This is a genomic window from Actinosynnema sp. NPDC050801 (genome assembly GCF_040673975.1).
Taxonomy (GTDB): domain Bacteria; phylum Actinomycetota; class Actinomycetes; order Mycobacteriales; family Pseudonocardiaceae; genus Actinosynnema.
Map to the genome: position 1 here is coordinate 1 of NZ_JBFAQZ010000022.1, position 18,238 is coordinate 18,238.

At 71.1% G+C, this 18,238-nt stretch carries 16 protein-coding genes and 2 pseudogenes; 10 read left to right on the forward strand and 8 right to left on the reverse strand.

The genetic code is table 11. The features are described from left to right. A partial coding sequence (locus AB0K14_RS33475) for a transposase (RefSeq protein WP_360465923.1) occupies nt 1–302 on the reverse strand: 302 nt, incomplete at its 3' end. Between the two features lie 55 nt (nt 303–357). Here AB0K14_RS33475 and AB0K14_RS33480 point away from each other — a divergent pair. The 3 genes and pseudogenes from AB0K14_RS33480 (at nt 358) to AB0K14_RS33490 (ending at nt 3,586) form a co-directional block, all read left to right on the forward strand. Beyond that, nucleotides 358–1,692 (forward strand): hypothetical protein, encoded by a 1,335-nt coding sequence (locus tag AB0K14_RS33480; RefSeq protein ID WP_360465920.1) that lies wholly within the window; start codon nt 358–360, stop codon nt 1,690–1,692. A 291-nt stretch (nt 1,693–1,983) separates the two neighbouring features. Next, a pseudogene (locus AB0K14_RS33485) lies at nt 1,984–2,801 on the forward strand (IS5 family transposase). A gap of 479 nt (nt 2,802–3,280) precedes the next feature. Next, nucleotides 3,281–3,586: a hypothetical protein gene (locus AB0K14_RS33490; RefSeq protein ID WP_360465915.1), complete on the forward strand. Its 306-nt coding sequence runs from the start codon at nt 3,281–3,283 to the stop codon at nt 3,584–3,586. A gap of 661 nt (nt 3,587–4,247) precedes the next feature. Here the strand turns inward: AB0K14_RS33490 and AB0K14_RS33495 are convergent. Further along, nucleotides 4,248–4,733: a hypothetical protein gene (locus AB0K14_RS33495; RefSeq protein WP_360465912.1), complete on the reverse strand. Its 486-nt coding sequence runs from the start codon at nt 4,731–4,733 to the stop codon at nt 4,248–4,250. A 161-nt stretch (nt 4,734–4,894) separates the two neighbouring features. On the opposite strand from AB0K14_RS33495, the pseudogene AB0K14_RS33500 reads away from it, so the two are divergent. Next, nucleotides 4,895–6,045: pseudogene (locus AB0K14_RS33500) on the forward strand (IS3 family transposase). A gap of 230 nt (nt 6,046–6,275) precedes the next feature. Then, nucleotides 6,276–7,163, forward strand: a complete 888-nt coding sequence (gene ligD / locus AB0K14_RS33505; RefSeq protein ID WP_360465928.1) for a non-homologous end-joining DNA ligase — start codon at nt 6,276–6,278, stop codon at nt 7,161–7,163. 53 nt (nt 7,164–7,216) lie between these two features. On the opposite strand, the gene AB0K14_RS33510 is transcribed toward ligD, so the two are convergent. Next, nucleotides 7,217–8,038: a bifunctional DNA primase/polymerase gene (locus tag AB0K14_RS33510; RefSeq protein WP_360465909.1), complete on the reverse strand. Its 822-nt coding sequence runs from the start codon at nt 8,036–8,038 to the stop codon at nt 7,217–7,219. 60 nt (nt 8,039–8,098) lie between these two features. Then, nucleotides 8,099–8,584 (reverse strand): winged helix-turn-helix domain-containing protein, encoded by a 486-nt coding sequence (locus AB0K14_RS33515; RefSeq protein WP_360465907.1) that lies wholly within the window; start codon nt 8,582–8,584, stop codon nt 8,099–8,101. 57 nt (nt 8,585–8,641) lie between these two features. Here AB0K14_RS33515 and AB0K14_RS33520 point away from each other — a divergent pair, with 57 nt between their 5' ends. Continuing rightward, complete coding sequence (locus AB0K14_RS33520; RefSeq protein ID WP_360465904.1) at nt 8,642–9,580, forward strand: S41 family peptidase; 939 nt, start codon at nt 8,642–8,644, stop codon at nt 9,578–9,580. Nucleotides 9,581–9,582: 2 nt separating this feature from the next. Here the strand turns inward: AB0K14_RS33520 and AB0K14_RS33525 are convergent, their stop codons facing one another. Continuing rightward, nucleotides 9,583–9,969, reverse strand: coding sequence for a hypothetical protein (locus AB0K14_RS33525; protein WP_360465901.1), 387 nt, complete (start codon nt 9,967–9,969; stop codon nt 9,583–9,585). Between the two features lie 299 nt (nt 9,970–10,268). Here AB0K14_RS33525 and AB0K14_RS33530 point away from each other — a divergent pair, with 299 nt between their 5' ends. Next, nucleotides 10,269–10,799 (forward strand): hypothetical protein, encoded by a 531-nt coding sequence (locus AB0K14_RS33530; protein WP_360465898.1) that lies wholly within the window; start codon nt 10,269–10,271, stop codon nt 10,797–10,799. A 50-nt stretch (nt 10,800–10,849) separates the two neighbouring features. Here the strand turns inward: AB0K14_RS33530 and AB0K14_RS33535 are convergent, their stop codons facing one another. Continuing rightward, complete coding sequence (locus AB0K14_RS33535; protein WP_360465895.1) at nt 10,850–11,872, reverse strand: hypothetical protein; 1,023 nt, start codon at nt 11,870–11,872, stop codon at nt 10,850–10,852. 199 nt (nt 11,873–12,071) lie between these two features. Between AB0K14_RS33535 and AB0K14_RS33540 the strand changes: the two genes are divergently transcribed. Together AB0K14_RS33540 and AB0K14_RS33545 are read left to right on the forward strand one after the other, a co-directional pair. Then, the gene (locus tag AB0K14_RS33540) at nt 12,072–12,803 is read left to right on the forward strand and encodes a methyltransferase domain-containing protein (RefSeq protein WP_360465893.1); all 732 of its coding nucleotides are present in this window, start codon (nt 12,072–12,074) and stop codon (nt 12,801–12,803) included. 40 nt (nt 12,804–12,843) lie between these two features. Beyond that, nucleotides 12,844–15,639: an AAA domain-containing protein gene (locus AB0K14_RS33545; RefSeq protein ID WP_360465890.1), complete on the forward strand. Its 2,796-nt coding sequence runs from the start codon at nt 12,844–12,846 to the stop codon at nt 15,637–15,639. A 10-nt stretch (nt 15,640–15,649) separates the two neighbouring features. On the opposite strand, the gene AB0K14_RS33550 is transcribed toward AB0K14_RS33545, so the two are convergent. After that, nucleotides 15,650–16,480, reverse strand: a complete 831-nt coding sequence (locus AB0K14_RS33550; protein ID WP_360465887.1) for an alpha/beta hydrolase — start codon at nt 16,478–16,480, stop codon at nt 15,650–15,652. 289 nt (nt 16,481–16,769) lie between these two features. Between AB0K14_RS33550 and AB0K14_RS33555 the strand changes: the two genes are divergently transcribed. Continuing rightward, entirely contained in the window at nt 16,770–17,156 is a 387-nt protein-coding gene (locus AB0K14_RS33555; protein ID WP_360465925.1) for an ATP-binding protein, read from the forward strand. Between the two features lie 48 nt (nt 17,157–17,204). On the opposite strand, the gene AB0K14_RS33560 is transcribed toward AB0K14_RS33555, so the two are convergent. Then, the gene (locus tag AB0K14_RS33560; protein ID WP_360463287.1) at nt 17,205–18,203 is read right to left on the reverse strand and encodes an alpha/beta fold hydrolase; all 999 of its coding nucleotides are present in this window, start codon (nt 18,201–18,203) and stop codon (nt 17,205–17,207) included. Between the last annotated feature and the right edge of the window lie 35 nt (nt 18,204–18,238).

The window sequence follows — 18,238 nt, forward strand, 5'->3', positions numbered from 1 at the left end:
CGGGTAGAGCCTTTTCCCGGCAGGTTCGCCTGCGACAAGTACGCGGTCGCCCGCCGCAGAACCTCGTTCTCCTGCTCCAGCCGCTTGATCCGCTTACGCGCCTCGCGCAGCTCGGCCGAGTCGTTCCTGCTCACACCGGGTTTGACGCCCTCGTCGGTGTCGGCCTGGCGCAGCCACGTGAACAAGGTCATCGGGTGGACCCCGAAGTCCTTCGCGATCTGCTCGACGGTCACGCCGGGCTCACGGTCACGGGCGACCCGCACGACATCGTCGCGGAACTCCCGAGGGTAGGGCTTGGGCACAGCGACATCCTCCCAGCTCACCATCACGGCAAGCCAACTCAGATGTCACCAATCCGTGCAGCAGACCCAGTCGTCCACCCGCGCGCGGTTGGCGACTGCCTGCGAGATCCTCGGCCTGCCGACGCCTCCTCCGGAGGAAGAAGGAGCGAAGTACCAGCGCGCCTCGGCCAGCTTCGCGGCCTTGCCAGACGGGGCTCTCCCGGCTGTCGCCCGGCGGCTGTTGGCTACCGATTCGCTGCCTGCCGAGCAGCGCAACAACGTCAAGAACGCCCTGTGGGCGCTGGGCGCGTCACCGCCGATGCCTGCACGGGTTCGGCGAGAGTTGGCCCGCGACCTGCACCTGCCCGACCTCGTTCACAACGCCGATCGCTTCACCCGAGTCCTGGACGAGCTATGGGTGCTCGACGACGACCCGCTCGACGCGGTCTTCGGCGACGGTCAGCGGAGCCTCCGCAGGCGAATCGACCGGCACGTCTACCGCAACCCCGGAGACTGGACGACCGAGCAGCTGTTCGAGCAGCTCGGCGCGTTCACCGCACCCGACGCCCGCTTCGGCGCCTTCCTGGAGCGGTTGGCCTCCGGTGACCTCAGCTGCGACGAGCCCGCACAACGAGCCTTCGTCGAGGCGGTCAACCCGCACCTGCGGACGGCCGCGGTCGAACTGCGGGAGACCGGCGAACACGACGGCTATCCCGTGTTCAACCTGGTTGCCATTCGCTCTCACCGTGGCCGTCCGAAGAACCTGATCTTCGCCTCGGTCGGCAAGAAACCTGACCTGCGGTTCCGCGATGCGGTCGACAACGACGTCGAGATCGTCGGCAACCCCGACGGCGTCCTGATCTACGACCGTCCCATCGGAGGTGAAGGTTTGAGGTGGCGGGAACTTCAAACCTGGTGGCGGGAGACGCGCGGCCTGGACAGCGATGAGGAAGCCAAACGGAGTCTGTACAACCGGCTGCTTGCCTGTCTGCCGAAGACCTCGCCCCCGCAGCGCTACCTGTTCCAGCAGTACTACCGCGTGCACAGCTCCCGGGTGCAGGAGCTTCCGGCTTTAGTGCCAGAGGTGTGGTTGCACTGGGATCCGCACACCGCGGAGGTGCGCGGGAAGGACGCGCTGCTGAGGTTCCGCATGGACTTCCTGCTCTTGCTGCCGCAGGGGCAGCGGGTTGTGCTGGAGGTCGATGGCAAGCACCACTACGCCACCAAAGACGGACGAGCGGACCCGGGCATCTACGCCAGGACCATGCACGAGGACCGCGACCTCAAACTCAGCGGCTACGAGGTCTATCGGTTTGGCGCCGCCGAACTGGCCGACGACGAGCGGGCAGGCACCGTCGTCGAGGCGTTCTTCCGAGACCTGTACCGCACGATCAGCCTCGCGATTGCCTAGATTAGGCGGGGTGGAGCCAGATGACGGCGGCGTGCTCACCGAGTCGCTCGGCGAGTTTACGGCTTCTGCTTATCCTTGTCGTGGATCAATCGCGCGACTGAGGGATCTGCCGCCACTGGCGCTGCCGGTAGTCATCGTGTCCTCATAGCGCGGCTATCGCCCGTCGAACGAGTTCGGGAACACCGTTGGGATCGCGACCGCAGATGGGATCGCACTGGCACCGATAAGTGGTCCTAACAGAATGATCACCGTGGTGGCATCGGGCCTGTCCGATGTGGATCATGTTCGGTTGTGAGGAGGGGTGAGTCGCCGCCGTGGATCGTCGCGGACGATCTGTGGGGGCGGATTGAGCCGTTGTTGCCGTGGTGCCGCGCAGGACCCGTAACCCAGGGCGTAAGCGGGTGCCGGACCGGCTGTGTCTGCAGAGCATCCTGTTCGTGCTGCACACCGGCATCCAGTGGGAATTTCTTCCGCAGGAGTTGGGCTCCGGCTCCGGGATGACCTGTTGGCGACGGCTGCGTGGCTGGAACGAGGCCGGCGTCTGGTCCCGGTTGCACGGGCTGCTGCTCGCGGAGCTGCACTCGGCGGGCAGGCTGGACTGAGACCGTGCGGTGATCGACCCCTCGCACGTCCGGGCCGCGCGACGCGGCCCAAAGCGGGCCGAGCCCGGTCGACTGCGCCCGGCCGGGCTCCAAGCACCACGTCCTGACCGAGGGCGGCGGCATCCCTCTCGCGGTGCTGCTGACCGGCGGCAACCGCAACGACGTCATCGGCCTGGAGCCGCTGCTGGACGCGGTGCCGAGGGTGCGTGGTCGGCGAGGTCGACCCCGCCGACGACCGAAGACCGTCTACGCCGACCGCGGCTACGACACGACCAGTACCGCCGACGCCTACGAGCCAGGGGAATCGGGCCTCGGATCGCTCGCCGCGGCGAACCCCACGGCTCCGGCCTGGGCACGACCCGTTGGGTCGTGGAACGCACGATCGCCTGGTACCACGGCATGAAACGTCTCCGCATCCGCTGGGAACGCCGCGACGACATCCACGAAGCCCTCCTCGGCCTCGCCACCTGCATCATCTGCTACCGACACGTCCAGCGATTCTGTTAGACCTTGCTTCGGAACTCGGGTAGGTACCGCTCCGGCATCGTGGGCTGTCCTCCGAGCTACTGAGACGCGTGATCATCCAATAACCCGAGTCCGTACAACCAGGTGAGGAATCAGTTGTTCTATCGGCGTCCGTCGAACCCGCACAATGTCGAGCTCGAAGTGCAAAGCCCACTTTGCGTCCGCAACGGAACGGATAAGTTGATCATATCCGTCGTATTCCCTGCGACTCGTCGATTCGAACTGCGGTTCGGGTGCTCTGCGTTCTGGCAGCAGATTTGCGGATCCACCGTCGTCCGATCCGGTGACTGAAAGCGACAGCACCCTGGCTTGCGGTGGTTCACCGCTAGGGTCGCTCGGAGGCGGAAGAGGGGAGGTCATCCGCGATGATCGGTGTGCCGTCGGAGGAAGGTGTTGCCGGGGACCTTGACGATGCCGACACGGCCCGACTCCCGATCGTGCCGTTAGCACGGGCTTCCGCTATGGCGCCGCTGGTACAGGGGCTGTTCGACGGTGTCGAGCGTTGGGGGTGGGAGTTCGCGCCGCTGCCCCAGTTCTCCCTGACGCTGGAGCCCGCGCCCGAGTGGCGTGAACCCGCCGAGGTTGTCGCCGCGTGGCGGTTGCGCAGGCAACGGTTGCGGCAGGTGCCGTGGATGTCGGCCGGTATCGGCGCGGTGGCGTGGGGCGGGCGGGCGCTGCCGTTCGCCGGCGCGGTCGTCGTGGACGTGGTGATGTCGGGGTGGCTGGTCGCGGTGCCGCGGTCGACGGCCCTGCGACCTCCAGTGTGACCTGCTGCTGCGGCCCGGCGGTTGCCGGAGTGACGGTGCCGGTGATCCGCTGAACGGCCCGGTGGCGGGCAGGCCGGTGAACAGCAGGAGTCCCGTAAGCACGAGGACGAGCAGCAGCAGCCACGCCAGCGCCCGCGCGGTGCGCTCTCCGTACCCGGACAGGATCTTGTACGCGGTCAGGATGACCCGTTCGGCCGACCGTCTGCTCCCCGGCCGCCGGGCCTCCGTCTCCCCGACGTAGAAGTCGCCCGCCCCGGGTTCGTCCTTGGCGTCCTCGCGCGCCTTGCGCAGTGCCCGGTACAGCGCCGCCAACTGGGCGTCGGTGATGTACCGGCTCGCCGGTCCTCTCGGATCAAGGTCCCAGTCCAGCGCGTCGACTGTCGGGAAGCGGGCAACCACCTCCTCCCACAGGAGTTCGCGGCCGCCGACCGGCCGGTCCCCCGCCGGAACATCACCACAAGAGCGCCCGCCACCACAACGGCCCGCGCCGCGGCCGAAGCGCCACGCGGTTCTGGGGGAGGCGCACGAATGACAGCACGTACCCTCGCACAAGCGGCGGCACCCCCAGGGTGCCGCCGCTTTCGTGTCCCGGCGTCCGCACCGCCTCGACACGGCCCGTGTTCCGGCATGCTGGGACCGCTCTGGCACGCGGTCACAGGCGCTAGTAGCAGATGTACCTATTGCACTCCCTCGTCCAACCCTCCGCGATCGCCACCCCACCGCTGTACACGGTTCCCTTCGCGACGAACGTGACACGGGAACTGGGCGCGAGGATCTGCGGAGTCACGCACCACGTCTGGCCCGGGGCTACGTGGTCGTTCCCTTCGAGGCTGTCGCAGTTCCACTGGCCGGCAGGTGCCCCGTCGAGGTAGCGGTACAACCAAGCGTTCGCGGTCCGCCCGGCCGGAAGGGGACTGTAGTTGATGTACATGGCGAAGTAGGAGTCGTCGTTGCGGCACAGCTGCACCGCGCCTAGCTGGGACCCCGAGGTGGTCATGACGTAGTCCGCGCTGACGAGCGTGTGGCCGTTGCAGTTCGCGACCTGCACGGTTGCCCTGGCCATCGCCGGTGCCGCCGCAAGCGGGCCGAGCACCGAAGCGACTGCCACGGCGAGTGTGAGCGCACGTACTCCGCGAATGCCGATCATGAGTTTTTCCTCTCGGTGTGGCTCTTGTCGGTCCGAATCGTGGAGGTTCGGTCATGTGAATCGCTTGCAGGTTTCTGCACGGCCGTGTGATCCTCCCCTGGTTGTTCGGAGTCGGGTTACTGGATGATCACTCATCTCAGTAGCTCGGAGGACAGCCCACGATGCCCAAGCGGTACCCACCCGAGTTCCGGCGCAAGGTGCTCGACCTGGTCGCGTCCGGCCGCCGCGTCGCTCAGGTCGCGGCGGACCTCGACATCAGCGACCAGACGATCTACGCCTGGCGCCGCCAGGAGCTCATCGACAGCGGCCAGATGCCCGGGACGACCAGCACCGACAATGCCGAGCTGGTCGCCGCGCGTCGAGGGATCGCCGAACTCGAGGCCGAGGTCGCCGTCCACCGCCGCGCCGCCGAACTGCTCAAGGAGGGCAGCACCCCAAAAGACGGTACGAGGCGGTCACGGTGATCGCCTCCGAGGGGCGGTCGATCCAGCTCGCCTGCCGCGTGCTCGGAGTGTCCGAGTCCGGCTTCTACGACTGGAGAGGCCACGCTCCCTCACCGCGGACGATCCGCCGGGCATGGCTCGTCGACCTGATCCGCGAGATCCATGTCGAGTCGTTCCAGGTCTACGGCTCCCCGCGGGTGCACGCCGAGCTCACCCTCGGCCGCGGGATCACCGTCGGGCACAACACCATCGCACTTCTCATGCGCCGCAACGGAATCAAGGGTCTGCCCAACCGGCGCAGACCGCGCCCGAGGCACGACACGCCCACCGCGGTGGACCTGGTCGACCGCGACTTCGCCCGCGCCGCGCCGAATCAGCTGTGGGTCACCGACATCACCGAACACCCCACCCGTGAGGGAAAGGTGTACTGCGCGGTCGTGCTCGACGTCCATTCGCGCCGCGTCGTCGGCTGGTCGATCGACTCCAGCCAGACTGCCGCACTGGCCACCAACGCGCTTGGCATGGCCATCTCGAACCGGTCCCCGCTGCCGGACACGGTGATCCACTCCGACCACGGAGTCCAGTTCACGTCGTGGACTTTCACCAGGCGTGCCAAGGAATCCGGGCTTCTGCCGTCGATGGGTTCGATCGGTGACTGCTATGACAATGCCATGATCGAATCGTTCTGGGGACGCGTGCAGACGGAGCTACTCGACCGCCGACGATGGCGCACCCGCCTCGAGTTGGCCAACGCCCTGTTCGAGTACCTCGAGATGTTCCACAACCGCCGCCGACGCCACACCGCACTCGGAATGCTCACACCGATCGAGTACGAACTCCGACACGCCAGGATCGCTCCAGTAGCCTGAACCCCAGCAACCCGACTCCGCCAAACGGGGTGAGGATCACTTCTCAGCGGACCGTTCCGACGCGCACTCGTCGCCCCAAGGAGATATACCGACGGTGACCACGCCGGCTGACTGGTGTGGGGCGCGTCCCACCTGGACTGGTTGCCGTATCCGCTGCTAATTTGTGGTCGTGACTCGCATCCTTCTCCTCGAAGGTGGGTCGAGTCCCACATCTGCGTGCTTGAGACACCATCTCCAACCCGGATCGCGTCTACTTCCCCGCACGCGGGGAGACCAAGCTCGACCTCGCCCGCTACTACCTCTCGGTGGGTGACGGGATCGTGCGCGCGCTGCGGGATCGGCCGTGCATGATGCACCGCTTCCCGTCCGGGGTGACCGGCGAGAAGGTGCACCAGAAGCGGCTGCCGCACGGAGCGCCGCCGTGGGTGCGGACCGTGCGGGTGCACTCCCCCCGGTACAACCGGCACGCCGACGAGCTGTGCGTGACCGACGTGGCGGACGTGGTGTGGGCGGTGCAGATGTCGACGGTGGAGTTCCACCCGTGGAACTCGCGCAGCGCCGACACCGAGAAGCCGGACGAGTGGCGCATCGACCTCGACCCGATGCCCGACTGCCCGTTCGACCGGGTGCGGCGGGTCGCGCACGTTGCGCACGAGGTGCTGGACGAGTTGGGCGCGGTGGGCTGGCCGAAGACGTCGGGTGGTTCCGGGCTGCACGTCTACGTGCGGATCAAGCCGGAGTGGGGTTTCGCGGACGTGCGGCGGGCGGCGCTGGCGTTCGCCCGCGAGGTGGAGCGGCGCGCGCCCGACGACGTGACCACGGCGTGGTGGCGGCGCGACCGCGACCCGCGCAGCCTGTTCGTGGACTACAACCAGAACGCGCGCGACCACACGATCGCCGCCGCGTACTCGGTGCGGGGTGTGCCGGAGGCGACCGCGTCCACGCCCGTGCGGTGGGACGAGATCGACTCGCTGGACCCGCGCGACCTCACCATCGCCACCGTCCCGGCCCGGTTCGCGGAACTGGGCGACCTGCACGCCGGGATCGACGACGCGGTGTTCTCGCTGGAGCCGCTGTTGGAGTGGGCCGACCGCGACGGGGTGGACCTCCCGGAGTAAGCGTCAGCGGAGCACGCGGGCTCGGTGACGGGGTGGACCTGCCGGAGTGAGCGTCAGCGGAGCACGCGGGGTCGGCGGCGGCCCAGCGCGATGCCGTTCTCGACGTGGCGCAGCGCCTCCCGCTCGGTCCAGCCCTCGATGCCGTTGTGCGCCGAGGCGGCGGCCAGCAGCACCGCCAGCGCGGTGGTCTCGTCCAGCCAGCCGGCGCCGACCAGTTCGCCGAGCCGGCACGCGGCGGTGAACACGACGTGCGCGCGTGCGCCCGGCCGGGCTTCGCGGACGCGTTCCGCCTCGCCCTCCACCACGGCCGCGCGGTAGGCGTCGACCCGGCGGGGCGAGGGGCGTTGGGTGGGGATGGGCAGGTGTTCGGGCGGCGGCGGGGTCAGCACGGCGACGAGCCACTCCGGTGCGGGCGCGACCGGCGCGTCCCGCAGCACCCGGTAGCGCCCGTGGCCCAGGAGGGAGCCGGCGGCGACCACGTACCCGCCGACGCCCCGGGTGTCGACGTGCGGCGCGATCTTGCCGACGCTGTTGCCCAGCGGCACGTCCGGCGCCCGGAAGTAGCGGTGCTCTCCGCCGCTGGGTGTGGCCACCGTGTAGGTGTCACGCGGGTCTTCCTCGCCGTGCTGCCAGGCGCGGCGGGCGAACGCCTCGCGGCCGTGCGGCACGTCCAGGTCGACCACCAGCAACCCGGCGGCACCGCACGAGATGCCTACGTTGTAGGCGCGGCGCGACCACCAGTGCGTGATCCGGTCGCGGTCCAGGGTCGCCTCGTCGTGCCAGCCGCGCAGCGCGGGCACCTTCCCGTGCGGGCGCAACGGCACCACAGGCCAGCCTCGTGCGGCGGCGGCCAGCGCCGCCCGGTACCTGGTCATGGTCGTTCCCCCTAGTGTCGGGCAACGGGGGAAGCGCCGCCGATCTCCAGTGTGCCGGGGTCAGGACTGCCGGTACAGGGCCACCAGGACGCCGTGCACGGCTTCGTCGCCTCCCGCGTCCCCGGCCTGGTCCACCAGCCGCCGCAACGTCTCCCCCAGCTCCCGCGCGCCGTCCGCGGTGAGCCGGAGGTGGCGCAACGCCAGCACCGGTTCCTCCGGCGCCCGCCGCAGCTCCTCGGCGACCGCGCCCAGCAGCGCCCCGGTGTGCTCGGCCGACGGGCCCGGCACCGAGATGCGGCGGGACGTGCGCTGGTAGTACTGCTCGGTGCCGCCCCGCACCCGTCGCGCCTCGGTGATCCGCACCAGCCCGGCCTCGCGCAACACCTTCAGGTGGTGGCCGACGTTGCCCTTCTGCGCGCCGAGGGACACGGCGAGCTGGCTGGTCGTGGCGGGTGCGCGGCCGAGCGCGAACAGCAGGCGTTGGCGCAGCGGGTGGGCCAACGCCTTGTACTGCTCCGGCGAGCCGATCTCCAGGATCTCGTCCACCGGCTAAGTGTCTGTTTCTCTTGACGCTTTCGCAACGCCGCTGCTCTACTTCCGGCCATGGACCCCACGAAGATCATCGACCGGACGCGCGCACTGCTGGTCGAGCACTACGTCTTCGCCGACGTGGCTCAGGAGTTGGACGTCCTCCTCGCGGCACGGCTGGCCGCCGGCGCGTACGACGTGACGACGCCGGAGGAGCTGGGCGCCGCCGTCACCGCGGACCTCCAGTCGGTGAACGGCGACCGGCACCTCCGGCTGAAGTTCCACCCCGACGAGGTGCCCGACGGCGACGACTCGGCGGTGATGCGGCAGGTCGGCCGTTCGTTCGACCTGTCCCTCGGAGGTGTCCCGCAGCTGCGCCGGCTGGCGGGCGGCGTGGTGCACCTGGAGCTGGCGCCGTCGCTGTTCCCGGTCGAGTGGGCGGCCGAGGGCATCACCGCCGCGTTCACGCTGGCCTCACGCGGCGAGGCGTTGATCATCGACCTGCGCGGCAACACCGGCGGTGACCCGGAGACGGTCGCGCTGGTGTGCGGGTACCTGCTGGACGAGGCGACGCACCTCAACACCATGCACGACCGCGGCGGTGAGGTGTCGCGGCAGTTCTGGAGCCCGGCGCACGTGCCGGGCAGGCGGTTCGGCGGCACGAAGCCGGTGTACGTGCTGACCAGCGGCGAGACGTTCTCCGGGGCCGAGGAGCTGGCGTACGACCTCCAGCAGCTCGGCCGTGCCACCGTCGTCGGCGAGCGCACGGGCGGTGGCGCGCACCCCCGGCGCGGCTTCACCGTGCACCCGCACCTGGAGGCGACCGTCCCGACCGCGCGGGCGGTCAACCCGGTGTCGGGCACGAACTGGGAGCTGGTCGGCGTGACACCGGACATCGCCGTCCCGGCCGCGGACGCCCTGGACCGCGCGCACCGCGAGGCGCTGGCCGAGCTCGACCGGCGTGGCGGCGACTCACCGGTGCTCGCCGAGGTGCGTGCCGCCCTGGGCGACTGAGGTCAGGGACCGCCCGGTCGGGCGGTGATCAGCCGCGAACGGCGGGCGTGGCCCGGCAGTTGCCGTAGCAGAGGCTGCCGACCCTGAAGTACCGCCCGGTCGCCCAGACGGTCGCCGCGCCCGTCGTCGGCCGCCGCGTTGATCCTGGTGCCGGCGGCGACGACGGGTATCGCCACCTCGGTCCACGCGTCACCGGTCCAGCTCAGCGCCGGCTGCCGGTCGTCCGCACGACCCACCGCCCACACCCGGTCGGCCGGCGCGACCACGTCGGTCAGCTCCACTCGGTGCGCACCCGCGACCGGCACCGGTACCTCCTGCCACGCGACGTCACCGGCCGACGCGCCGGACACGGCCTCCGCCCTCGCGTACGTGCCTGCCGTCGGCAGCACGTGCCGCTCCAGCGCGGCACCGTTCCAGCGGTGCGCGACCGGGCGTTCGGTCAGCCCGGAACCCTCGCGGCCGACCGCCCATCCGGTGTCGTCGGACAGGAGCGCGACGTCGGAGAACCGGGCGCCGTCACCGCTGGGCGCGACACCGGGGATGGTAAGAAGGCGGTAAGACGCCCGGAAGGGGTTGCGACGGACCGTTCCGCTCCGAACGCGTTCATCCCTTCGGGTAGTGATAATAGGGGTCCGCTGCCGATAACATCGGGATCAGGGGGCCGCGATGAAATGCATCGAGGTTCGTCATGGGAGACGGTGACCTCATCGAAAGATTTGCGCGCCGCCTGCGGTTGTTCGATTCCAACGCCGATGGCATCGTGCGGCGGCGGGACGTCGTGGCCGCGGCCGAACGGCTGGTCCGGGCGTTCCGGGTAGACCAGCAGTCGATCGGGGCCGAACGGATCCGCACCGCCTACGAGATGCTGTCGTTGGCGCTGCTCGCGGACTTCGGCGACCTGGCCCGTGACGAGGTCGCGGTGCCCGGGTTCACCACCGCGCTGGCCGCCGACCCCGCCCGGATGGCCGGCCTGGGCCGCCGGATCGCCCGCACCGACGCGCTGGCCGTGCGCGAATGCCTCGCGACCATCGGCGACGCGGTGAAGGCCGAACACGTCGCCGAGGTGATCGTGGTGCTCGGCGCGCACCCCGGCCATCAGCAGGTGATCCAACAGGCGCTGGAGAACGACGGCGCGTTGATCCGACTGAGCGCCGCGATCCACCCTTTCGCCGATTACTTCACCGGATCCGGTTATCCCGCCCTCTACGGGCTCCACTGAAGGATGCGGGTGGTCCGGTGTGCAGGGCGCCGGACCACCCGCTGTCCGGGTCAGGAGCCGATGGTGCTCTGCGGTCCGGCGTGGGTGCGGAGCAGGTTCGGCACGTCCGCCGCGCGGTGCAGGGTGTAGGGGTAGAAGTGGGACGGGGTGAAGGCGGAGCCGCCGGTCTGCTGCTTGCCGGTGGAGTTGACCACGACGCTGCCGCTCTGGCGCAGTTCGGCACCGCTGTCCTTGAAGTAGGGGTCCTTGACCCCGTCGAAGTAGCTGTTCTCCAGCACCATCCTCGTCCTGCCGCGGGAGTGGTTCCCCGAGCCGACGTTCTGGAGGTAGTTGTTGTACAGGTGCGCGTAGGCGATGTTGTCGCCGCTGGGGTTGCGGCTGTTCGTGCCGCGGAACCAGTTGTGGTGAATGGTGATGCGGGCGGTCACGTTGTCGGTCCAGCCGATGCCGAAGGTCTTGTTGTTCTCGGCGATGACGTTCCACGACACGGTGAGGTTCGTGGTGTCCTTGCGGCTGTCGATCAGGCCGTCGTTCATCCGGGTCAGGTGGTTGTGGTCGATCCAGACGCGGTTGGCGGTGTCCATCTGGATCGCGTCGTAGTCGTAGGCGTCGTCACCCGGGTCGTCATCGCTCCTGCGGGTGTCGCGGATGGTCAGGTTGCGGATGATCACGTTGCTCGTGCCCGCGCCGAGGAAGAACCCGCCGTTGACGATCTGGCCGTTCCGGCCCGCTCCCACGATGGTCTTGTTCGACTTCACCGGGACCTCGCGCCCGAACGGGGTGATGGTGATCGTGCCGTTGACGCGGATGACGTACGGCTGGGCCGCCGCCGCGTACCTCTCCAGGTCGGCTTGGCTGGTGACGGTGACCGTGGCACCGCCCGCACCGCCGGTGGTGCCGGTCGCGAAACCGTCGGCCGTGTCCGACCACGGCGGCGCGCTCGCTGCGGCCGTCGCCGTCGAGTGGTCGACGACGGGCGCGGGAGAGGCGGCCGCCACCGTGGCGGCACCCACCGCGGCCACCACCGAAAGGACCACGCCGACCAGTCGCGGGGAGATTCTCGTGCGTTGCATGGATTTCCTCCGACGGATTGCGCACCGAAGCCGGATATCCGAGCATGGAGACCGAAAACATTTTCGGCAAGACGTCGCCGGAAATGTCGAATGACGCCTTCCGTTCGACGGGTGCATCGATTCCCGTTCGACGTCGGCCGGGTCGCCGGGATTCGAGGACCCCTTTCCCGGACCGCCGGACGTCACTAGGGTCGCGGACATGGCGGACTCGGACGGTCAGTACGACGCGCTCGGCGAGCTCTACGAGCGCGCCAAGCACATCCCGACCGGGTTGGCCGAACGCGCGACGCTGCTGGCCGCGCTGCCCGACCTGCGCGGCAGGTCCGTCCTCGACGTCGCCTGCGGCACCGGCTTCTACCCGCGCGAGTTCCGCCGCCTCGGCGCGGATCGCGTGGTCGGCGTCGACTCGTCGCACGAGATGCTCGCCTACGCGCGCCAGGTCGAGGACCGCGCCCCGCTGGGCGTCACCTACCACCGGCACGACGCCGCCACGTTGCCGGTGCTGGGCGTGTTCGACGTGGTGACCGCCATCTGGCTGCTCGGGTACGCCGAGGACGAGGCCGCGCTCGACCGGATGATCGGCAACCTGCGCGCCAACCTCACCCCCGGCGGCACGCTCGTCGTGCTGGTGCCCAACCCCGAGGTGGACTGGGACCTGGTCGCCGACTACGGCCGCTATGGCTACGAGATCGTCCGCACCGGGCCGCCCGACCCGCGGCAACCGGTGGTGGTGCACGTGTTCGGCGACCCGCCGTTCGACTTCGACTCGTTCTTCTGGCCGGTCGGCGCGTTCGAGGCAGCCCTGGCCCGCGCGGGGCTGCACGACGTCACCCGGCACGCCACCGCGGTGCCCGACGACGGACGCGGTGACGAGTTCTGGGGTCCGCTGCGCCGGAGCCCCAGCTTCGCGGTCTTCACCGGGCGGGCGTGAACCCGGTTCCGCTGTCGGACCCGGATGGCAGGATTTCCGCGTGACCGTTCCCGCCGTGCTGCGCACGCTGGCCCGTCTCAGCGCGGCCGAGCAGCCGCAGCGGGTGCAGCTCGACCTGACCAGGACCGCCGGGCTGGTGTGGCTCGGCTCGGACGAGGCCGGCTGGCGGGCCCTCGCCCAGACCGGGGAACTGCCGTCCTGGACACCGGTGCCGTGGACCGCGCGACCCGATCAGCAGGCGACCGTCGACCGGTTGGCCTCGTTCGACGCGTTGCACCAGGAGGACCGGCTGCTGCGGCTCGGTTGGGCGTTCCTGTGCGGACCGGCGACGGTGAACGGCCAGCGCAGGCGGGTCTGCCTGCCCCTGGTGTCGCGGCCGATCCGGCTGCACCCGGTGGGGCGGCGCGGCTACGTGTTCCACGTCGCCGGCGACGTGGGGATGTTCCCGCTGCTGGCCGACTGGTCGAAGGCGGCGGAGCTGGAGACGCGGCTGGCCAGGGGCCGGGAGTGGATCGGGGCGACGTTGGCCGCCGGCGGGTTCTCCGACGTCCCGGTGCTCGGGCCCGACCACGACCCGCGCGAGCTGATCGCCGGCGACCGGCTGGTCGTGGTGGCCGGTGCCGGGCTGCACGCGGGTGAGCCGGTGGTCAGCACCGAGCGCGGCGCGGCGCTCTACACGTGGGCGCGGCGCAACGGCGTCGAGGCGACCGCGTTGGCCGGGCTGTACTCGTCGACCGAGGACCCGTCCGTCGACGTCGACGGGGTCGTGGACGGCGCGTTGCCGTTGAGCCCGAGCCAGCGCGCGGCCCTGCTGCACGCCCGCGTCGCGCCGGTGACCGTGATCGGCGGGCCGCCGGGCAGCGGCAAGACGCACACCCTGGCCGCGATCGCGCTGGACGCGGTGGCGTCGGGCCGGTCCGTGCTGCTGGCCAGCCGCACCCGCAACGCCGCCGACGTGCTCGGTGAGGCGTTGCGGAAGGCCGGCGGTCCGGTGCCGGTCCTGTTCGGCGACTCCGAGCTGCGGCAGGAGATGGCGCGGGAGTTGGGCACGGGGCTCGCGGCCACCACCGGGAAGGGCGAGCTGGACCAGCTCGACCGCTCACGGAACGGCGCCGTCGCGGCGGTGGCGCGGATCGAAGGCGCGGTCGGGGCGGCGCTGCGGGACGAGGAGCTGGCCGAGACGGCGCTGCGGTTCGAGGCGCTCATGCCGGCGCACCGGTCGGTCGCGCCGCGGGCGTTCGAGGACGGTGCGGACTTCGACCGGCTGCACGGGCTGCTGCGCCCCCGGCACGGACTGTTCGGCGGGATGCGGACGCGGTGGGCGGTCCGGTCGGCGCGGCGGCTCGCGGGTGCGGGTGACGAGGTGGGCGTGGCGGACCTGGAGGCGGCGGTGCGGGCCGCCGAGCAGTCCGCCGCGCAGGTCCGGGTCGCCGCGAACGGCGGCACGTCGTTGGCGGCGTTGCGGGTGTTGTTGGCCGAGGAGGACACGCGCGGCCACACCGCGATCGCGGCGTGGCTGGCCGCCCTGGCGGTGAGCCGTCGTGGCGCCGGGCCGCGGCGCGCGGTGGCGGCGCTGGCCACGGCGTTGCGGTCGGGTCGCGCGGCGCGGCGGCGGGCGCTGGCCGACGTCTCGACCGAGCACCTGGTCCAGGCCCTGCCGCTGTGGGTCGGGACGCTGGCCGACGTGGAGGACATCCTGCCCGCCGTGCCGGGCATGTTCGACCTGGTCGTGGTCGACGAGGCGAGCCACGTCGACCAGCCGCTGGCGGCGCCCGCCCTGGTGCGCGGCAGGCGGGCGGTGATCGGCGGTGACCCGCGCCAGCTGCGGCACGTGTCGTTCGTCGGCGACCAGGCCGTGCGCGAGGCGTTGACCGCGGAGGGCACGGAGTCGTTGGCCGACCGGCTGGACGTGCCGAAGGTCAGCCTGTTCGACGCGGGTGCGGCGGCGTCCGGGGTGCACTGGCTCACCGAGCACCACCGCTGCGCGCCGCACCTGATCGGGTTCGCCGCGACCCGGTTCTACGAAGGCCGGATCGCGCTGCTGACCACGCACCCGTCCGTCGCGGACGTGGACTGCATCGACGTCGAGGAGGTCGACGGCGTCCGTGACGACAAGGGCGTCAACGAGGTCGAGGTGGACGCGGTGCTCGCGCACCTGCGCCGGCGGATCGCCGCCGGTGTCCGCTCGATCGGGGTGATCACCCCGTTCCGGGCGCAGGCGGACGCGTTGGAGCAGGCCCTGCTCGACCGGCTGAGCCTGGACGAGATCACCACGGGCGGGGTGCGCGTCGGCACCGTGCACGGCGTCCAGGGCTCGGAGTTCGACGAGGTCGTGATCAGCCTGGCGTTGACCGACGCCGACCGGCCGGCCGCCTGGCGGTTCGCCAACGACCCGAACCTGCTGGCCGTGCTGACCACGCGGGCGCGGCGGCTGGTGCACGTGATCACGTCGGCCGCGGCACCGGTCGGCCTCATCGGGGACTACCTGCGGCACGCGGAGACCCCGCCGACCGAGACCGAGGGCGTGGCGCCCTCCGACGAGTGGACCACGCGGTTGGCGGCGGAGTTGGCGGGCCTGGGCCTGGCCACCCGCGCCGGGTACCCGGTGGGTCAGTGGCGGGTGGACCTGGTGGTGGGTGAACGGCGGTCGGCGGTCGCCCTGGACACCCGACCGCACCCGGACGGCGCGGCGGCGCACCTGGCCCGGTGGCGTGCCCTGCGCGGCGCGGGCTGGCGGGTGCACGACGCGTTCCCCAGCCGCTTCGCCCACGACCCGGCGCGCGCGGCGGTGGAGTTGGCGCAGGAACTGGCGCCCGAGGTTGCCCGCACGTCCTGACCCGTCGGGCTCAAGCTCGCCGGCGCAGCCAGTCCAGGGCGGACGGAGCGGACGTGATGATCGAGATGTGGCCGTCGTCGGGTGACCGGCGCAGTTCGGCCGCGGGGCACCGGCGCGCCAACCACTCGGCGTGCGAGTCGGGCACCACGCGGTCGCGGCCGCCGTGCAGGAGCAGCACCGGCGCGGTCACGTCGCCGGGGTCGAAACCCCACGGGCCGACGTAGGCCAGGTCGTCGTCGATCAACGCGGCCGGTCCGGCCCGCACGGCCGGGCCGACGACGTCGTCGAACCAGGACCAGTCACCGGTGAGGGCGGCGAAGTCGGCCTCGGTGAACTCCGGGTCGTACTCGACGCCCGACGCCTCGAACCGCTCCTTCACCTCCCGTCCGGCCGCGGCCGCGCGCAACGACGCCACCCCGGACGCCGCCATCCCCGCGAACCAGTCGAGCCCGTCCGCGTCGTAAGGCGCGAGCCCGGCCGCGCTGACCACGCCCAGCACCCGTCGCGGCAGCAACGCGCCGCAGGCGAGGGCGTGCGGGCCGCCGCCGGAATGCCCGAACACCGCGAACCGGTCGATGCCCAGCGCGTCGGCGACGGCGGCCGTGAGGGTGGCGGCCGAGGCGACGTCCCGGCCGGGGTCCGGCGTCGACCCGCCGTAGCCGGGGCGGTCGTAGGACACCCAGCGGAGGCCGAGCCGTTGCGCGGCGGGGAACAGCGGTGCCGGTGGCGCGCCGGTGTTCGGCGTGCCGTGGTGCCAGAAGACGGCCAGGTCGCCCGTGCCGGAGTCGTACGCGTGCAGCGTGCGGCCGTCGTCCAGCCGGATGTCGATCTCCGCGACCACGCGCGGAGGGTAACAGCGGACAGGACCGCGCCTCGTGTTCGTCACGGATTGGGCCGCGTCGGATCGGGAGGCCGGTGTTCGGCGTCGTAAGGACCGGCGACCACGCACGCAGGTTCACCCGCTCGCGTTCCAGCCCGCCGCGCTCGTCGCTGCGCAGCCCGGTTCGCTACGCAGCGTCAAACCGGGTGGCGCGACACGTGACCGAAATGGTGGTTTGACACGTCCGCACAGCGGTTACCTGGTGCGTGCGCCTTGAGCAGACAGGGTGTTGGAGGAGCGTGCCGTGAACATGGTGGACCTGCCTGACGACGGGATCGACTCGACGCTGGGCGGCGTCCGAACACCCGATGACGTCGCCGCCCTGGTGGGGCAAGTCGCTTACGGGATGGACGAGCAACGCGCCGCCCACCTCGTGCTGATCGCCGCGGAACTGGTGGGCAACGCGCGTCGGCACGCCGAAGGGCCGTGGCGGATGCGCCTGCTGCGGCTGGACGAGCGGCACGTCGTGCGGGTCGAGGTGGAGGACCACAGCCCCAGCCTGCTGCCCGTGCTGGGCAGGCCGGACGACCCGGCCGCGGGCGACGGGCTGCTGCTGGTCAACCGGCTGTCGGTGCGCTGGGGGTTCGACCACCACGAGGACCGGAAAGTGGTGTGGGCGGAGGTACCGACGCGGTGACGCGGCGGGGTGCGGGGTCCGCGGCGCGTGCGGACCCCGCACCACCGTTCAGCGGCCCACCTCCTCCGACACCCAGGAGGAGACCGCCGAGTAGTAGTCCCGCGCGTTGGGCGCGAGGTTGATCGAGTGGCCGTAGTCGGGCAGCGCGTAGGCGCGCAGCGGACCCCGGAAGTACGGCGCCTCGGCCGCGCGCACCGTCTCCGAGGTCGAGCAGTCGGTGGCGAGCAGGCCGCACACCGCCGCGTCCTGGGTGCCGACGGCGATCATCACCGGCGCGTCGATCAGCAGGCTGTACGGCAGCAGCACGGCCACGCCGAGCCCGTCGGCGGCCTCGGTCGGAGAGAAGACGTCCTTGGTGGACTCCTCCAGCGCCATCACCTCCGGCACGAGCGATCCCGGCGCGTGGAAGCTCGCGTACCGGGTGCCGGGCGCGGTGGTCAGGTAGCCGAGCGGGTGGAGCAGGCCGAACTTCGGGTCGAGGTTGGCCGGGCGGAAGTTCGCGAACGCCGCCGCCACGCCGACCGGGTTCACCCGGTGCGTCATGCCGGTCAGCAGCACGCCGTCCACGTCCCGGTAGGTGGCCGCCTCCACCACGCTGATCGCCGATCCGAGCGAGTGGCCGCCGATGACGACCCGGCTGAACCGCGGCCCGTACGCGCCCGACCGCAGGCCTTGCACCACCTGGTGCATGGCGTCGGCCTGCACGAACGCCGTCAGCGTCACGGCCAGGGGTCGCGAGCTGCGGCCGGTGCCGAGCCGGTCGACGGCGAAGGTGGCGAGGCCGGCCGCGTTCTGCGCGGCGCGGAAGGAGTGCTTGCCGTCGGGGAAGTCCCAGTAGGAGCTGTTGTAGGTGGAGCCGGGGACGAGCAGTTGGACGGTGGCGGCGCCGGCCGGGACGCACAGGGTGCCGTGCACGACCTGGCGGTGACCGAGGACGGTCACCGGCGCGTCGACGTCACGACACGTGGTGGCGGCCGCGGCGGTCGCGGACGTCAGCGAGGACGTCAGGACGAGCGCCACCAGGCCGGCGGCGAGTGTGTACCGCAAGGAAGAGGACCTCCATCGTTCATCGGAACGGACGT

Excerpts from the sequence above, each read along its gene's own strand:
- AB0K14_RS33510 (WP_360465909.1), bottom strand. The coding sequence starts at position 8,038 with ATGACCAGGTACCGGGCGGCGCTGGCCGCCGCCGCACGAGGCTGGCCT.
- AB0K14_RS33520 (WP_360465904.1), top strand. The coding sequence starts at position 8,642 with ATGGACCCCACGAAGATCATCGACCGGACGCGCGCACTGCTGGTCGAG.
- AB0K14_RS33490 (WP_360465915.1), top strand. The coding sequence starts at position 3,281 with ATGGCGCCGCTGGTACAGGGGCTGTTCGACGGTGTCGAGCGTTGGGGG.
- AB0K14_RS33555 (WP_360465925.1), top strand. The coding sequence starts at position 16,770 with ATGGTGGACCTGCCTGACGACGGGATCGACTCGACGCTGGGCGGCGTC.
- AB0K14_RS33535 (WP_360465895.1), bottom strand. The coding sequence starts at position 11,872 with ATGCAACGCACGAGAATCTCCCCGCGACTGGTCGGCGTGGTCCTTTCG.
- AB0K14_RS33530 (WP_360465898.1), top strand. The coding sequence starts at position 10,269 with ATGGGAGACGGTGACCTCATCGAAAGATTTGCGCGCCGCCTGCGGTTG.
- AB0K14_RS33495 (WP_360465912.1), bottom strand. The coding sequence starts at position 4,733 with ATGATCGGCATTCGCGGAGTACGTGCGCTCACACTCGCCGTGGCAGTC.
- AB0K14_RS33540 (WP_360465893.1), top strand. The coding sequence starts at position 12,072 with ATGGCGGACTCGGACGGTCAGTACGACGCGCTCGGCGAGCTCTACGAG.